The organism is Verrucomicrobium sp. BvORR106, from assembly GCF_000739655.1.
In the GTDB taxonomy this organism is placed as follows: Bacteria; Verrucomicrobiota; Verrucomicrobiia; order Verrucomicrobiales; family Verrucomicrobiaceae; genus Verrucomicrobium.
Genome location: NZ_BATR01000189.1, coordinates 1 through 4,582 on the forward strand (window position 1 = coordinate 1; position 4,582 = coordinate 4,582).

General features: G+C 63.4%; 2 protein-coding genes. Both read left to right on the top strand.

The window, feature by feature from the left end; genetic code table 11:
- The first annotated feature begins 789 nt into the window (after positions 1-789).
- Positions 790-3,423, top strand: a complete 2,634-nt coding sequence (locus BV106_RS33990) for a penicillin-binding transpeptidase domain-containing protein (RefSeq protein ID WP_038172561.1) — start codon at positions 790-792, stop codon at positions 3,421-3,423.
- Positions 3,416-4,582, top strand: a 1,167-nt coding sequence (locus BV106_RS33995) for a transglycosylase domain-containing protein (RefSeq protein WP_265596360.1), incomplete at its 3' end; no start/stop codon positions are given. The genes BV106_RS33990 and BV106_RS33995, both read left to right, overlap by 8 nt.

Consider the following 4,582-nt stretch of genomic DNA (forward strand, 5'->3'; position numbering starts at 1 on the left):
AACATGTGAGGGCTGTAGGCCCGGGGTCATTCAGGGATGCTCGTCGTGGGCAGGCTTGATGAGGCCGGGCCTTCAGCCCTCAAGGGATATTTGGTCACCTATTCCTTGGGCGTTGCCCAAGGCTGGTATCACGCCGGACCTTCGGCCCTCATGAGTCTGCACAATCAGCCGACATTGAAGTGGATGCGCCGCAGCGTCTCTCATTCGCTCTCGGGGAATATTTATTTTCCCTGATGGCATTGGCTTTTAAGCGGTGAAACTGTGTTGGGGTTTCGTGTTGGGACAACTCCGCGGATTTGCCCCCTGCGCGAAGAAGGTACCTGCATGCCAGGTTTGATTTCTATGCCTGGAGCAGCCTCGTCGCTGACGGCGGCTTCGTTGCCCTGCATGACTCCGACCTCTTCGCCGGGGTCAACCGTCTCTGCCGTCACATCCTGACTACCGAGCCCCATTCCCACCCCTGGGCCCATGTTCCCAACATGGTGATCTTTCAGAAACGGACAGCAGGCTCAGGGATTGACCATTGAGCGCACCGGAGGCGAGGTGCGATATTTTCATCGAACCTCAATCTCAACCCTTCTCACGTCATCGCCTCTACAGCCCACTAGGCACCTGCGAGCCAGCCGCACTTGCCATGCTGCGCACATTCACAGTTGCGAGTGAGTATCAGTGGCGAAACACGGGCAACCACCGAACTGCCCATCAGGTCTGCATCAAGGGGGATGGATTAAGGAGCCGATCAGGAGGGAGGCGCGATACACGGACTGAAAACGTGATCCCGCGCATTCCATGAAGTGTTCCACGTCCCCTCCCTCCCACAGACCCACCTGTGCCCGCTTGGGCAAGGGCATAGTGGCGACTTGTTTGCTTCTCTCCACCGCGGGCCAGGCAGCTGAGGCACTCCCGGCTCCGGTGCAGACCCGCCCTGAGGTCACACCGTTCTATTTCAAGATCCCCGCTCCTCGCGGCCAGATCCTCGACTGCGAAGGCCGCCCCCTCGCACGCATGACCACCGCCTCGCGGCTGGTGATCGAAGTGCCACCGCTGAAAGAGGAGACTGCTGAGAATTATTTCCTATGGCTGCGCGACATGGAGCCCAAACTCCAGAGCGCCTTCCCCGGCGTCGCATTGCCGGATGCCGCGGCTCTGGAGGATCACTTCAAACACCGGCGCAAGCTCCCTGTCCCCACCGCTCAAACTTTTGATGAAACCTACACCACGGGCCACCCTGCCAGCGCCGTGCCCGGCACCCGCTGGCAGGTCGAGTACCGTCGGGACTATCCCGCTGGCACCCTCGCGGCTCACGCCATTGGTTATGTGTCACCCGTGGGTCCGCCCTTGCAGGGGCCGCTGCATCACGGTGAACCGCTCTGGAGGGAGATCGCCGGCAAGGACGGGTTAGAATCCGCCTTCGAAGAACAGCTGGCCGGGCAGCCAGGCCTGCTCATCATCAACGTGGACCGGGCCACCCACGCCTGTGAGCAACGGGTGATGATCCCTCCGCAAGCCGGTCGCGATGTCATCACCACCCTGCATCTCGAGGTCCAGCGGAGTGCAGAAGAGGCTCTGCGTGCTGCCAAACGGCCTGGGGCACTGGTGGTCGCCGATCCCAGAAACGGCAACCTTCTGGCCCTGGCTTCGACTCCTGTCTACGACCCCGCTGAGTTCGCCCGAGGCATCAGCAAGGAGAAGTTCGATGAACTAATCAAAGACCTCAATGGCCCGCTGCACCACCGGGCGGTGGCGGGGCAATACCCGCCGGGTTCTGTGTTCAAGCCCTTCGTGGCACTTGCCTGCCTCAGGGCCGGCCACATCCAGCCGCAGACACGACTGCTCTGCGGCCCCAGTCTGGAGATCGACGGAAGGAAGTTCCGAAACTGGTCTGAGAATGACGCAGGCTACTTCGACCTTCAGGCGGCCATGGTTCGCTCCTGCAACACCTACTTCTACCAGGCAGCCCTGGCCACGGGAGGCACCCCTGTGCTGGAGGCGGCGCGGGCCTTTGGCTTCGGCAATCGCGATCCCTTCCCTCTCTCGGTCAGTTCGGACGGTGAACTCCCCGGCAAGGTGCCCAATCGTCAGGCTCTCGCCAACCTTTCCATCGGGCAGGGTGACGTACTGGCCACGCCCCTACAGGTGACCATGGCCATGGCAGCGCTGGCGAATGGCGTGGGGAGACTGCAGCCCCGCCTTGTGAGCCAGGTGCAGTCGGCCCATCAGGAAGTGACCGAGTACTTTCCCCCCACCATCCGGCACCGGCTCGACTATCGCTCTGAAGATCTCGACCACGTGCGAGTGGGCATGTATGGAGTGGTGAACCACACCCAGGGGACCGGCACCAAAGCTCGCCTGGAGAAGCAACGGGTGTTTGGCAAGACCGGCACCGCGGAGTGGTCATCAGGCGGACGGCGGGCCAACATCATCTGGTTTGCGGGATTCCTCATGGACTGCCATCCCCCCCTGGCCTACGCACTCGCACTCGAGAGCAAGCCCGGGGAGAAGGTCTCCGGGGGGCAGACGGCGGCACCCGTTGTGGGTAGTTTCCTCACTGCCATTTTTCAGGATCCGGCGAGGCATGGGATCCGCCCCGGAAAGCAAGCTGCACCACTACTGGAAGAGCCGCTCTTCCAGCAGCCGCCGCCGCCCAGCATTCCTCCAGCCCTCCCCGTCACTGCGACCGTGCCCGCCCCGGTGTTGGCCGATGGCAGCCTGCCTTTAGATGCGCCCCCTCCACCCGCTCAAGCCATCCCGGCCATGGAGGCCCCTCCGCAGGAGCCTGCACCCGCCAGCCCTCCCATCCGGCTTACCGCGAGATCCTCTTCTGACGACATGCCGGCGCAGCAGACCGTGATTCCAGACCCGGCGGCGGCTCCCTCTTCAGCGGTTCCGAGTCAGTCACGATCCCGCACCCGAACGAGCCCGTCCCCCGTGATCACACGTGGCAACGGCGTGGTCGCCACCGCACCTGCACCCCGCACGCGATCCATCACATCCCGGCACCCGTCCACTCCAGCCTCACCACCACCGCCACCGGTTGTTGAACAGGCTCCGCCCGCCAGCATTACCATCGCAGAGCCCGTGACCGCTGAGGTGCCCGTGGCCGTCCCCACCGAGCCTCGCAGCTCCAACGGATCCAACGGATCCAACGGGGCCAGTGGCCGAGGAAACAAAGCTCCCCTGCCCCGCACCCCGGTGCCCAAGGCCCAGGCGGTGGAGGATCCTGGCGCGCCCGTATCCCCATCGACAACCACATCCGTGCCGCCTCGGGCGCTTCCTGTTGACCCGTCCACCGCGCCTCCGGCTCAGATCACCCAGCCCCCTCCGCAGGAACCCAAACGTCGCCGCTTCCGGCTCTTTGGGGATGGCGATGAGGATGAAGACAAACCCAAGAAGGACAAGGACGACGACGATGACGATGACTGACCATCCCAAGACCTCGCCTGAAATCCGCCCTTCACTCTATGCCAAATGGCGTCGTTGGTGGAAGGTCGGCGCCCTCGTCCTAGGCATCACCGCAGCCGCCCTGTTCATCGGTGGATGGCAGCTCAGCGAGGCCTATGGAGCGCGGGCCGCCAAGTATGATCTGCGCAAGCTCAAGGAGACCTCCACCGCCACCATGGTGTTGGATCGGAGCGGTCAACCCCTTGGCAGCCTGAACGACAACAACCGCGGCTTCGTCCCGCTGGATGAGTTCCCTCCGCATGTGATCGACGCACTCATTGCCACAGAGGACTCGCGCTTTTACCGGCACCACGGGGTGGACTACGTCGGCATTGCCCGGGCCATGGTCAAAAATCTGGCCCACCTGTCTGTGAAACAAGGCGGCAGCACCGTCACCCAGCAACTGGCGCGGCAGACCTTCTCCCTCAAGGGCCGAACCTTCGACCGGAAGCTATTGGAAACCTTTGTCGCCCGCCGCATTGAAAACTCCTTCTCCAAATCTGAGATCCTGGAGTGTTACCTGAACCGCATCTACCTGGGCCACGGGTTCTACGGAGTGGGGGCCGCCGCCCGCGGCTACTTTGGCAAGGATGTGAAGGACCTCACCCTTCATGAGGCAGCCTTGATCGTCGGCATCATCAAGGCCCCAGTGCCCTACTCCCCCTTCCGCAATGCCGAGGCGGCCCGCCGGGTTCGAGACCTGACACTGAAACGGATGCACCGGCTGGAGATGATCGACGCCAACACGCTGGCTTCCGCTCAGGGGCTCCCACTAGGCACCCTGGAGGAAGGCGCAAGACTGGGCAGGCAGAACTATGCGCTGGCGGCCGTCGAGGAGGAGCTTGAGACCCTGGCGCGGACAGGGCAGGGGGGACCTTGGAAGACGGTCTCCGTCACGGTGGATGGCGCCCTCCAGGCAAAGATCAGCGCCCTGGTCAGTGATCATGTCGCCAGGATTGAAAGCAAACTGCCCTCCGCAGACAAGAAGGAGGCCGCTGCGGCTGGCAAGCTGCAAGCTGCCGTGGTGATCCTCGACAACCGCACCGGCACGGTGCTGGTCACGTGCGGGGGGCGGGACTACGTGACCAGCCCATTTGACCGCGCCAGCCAAGGCCTGCGGCCTGCAGGCACGGCCTTTCTT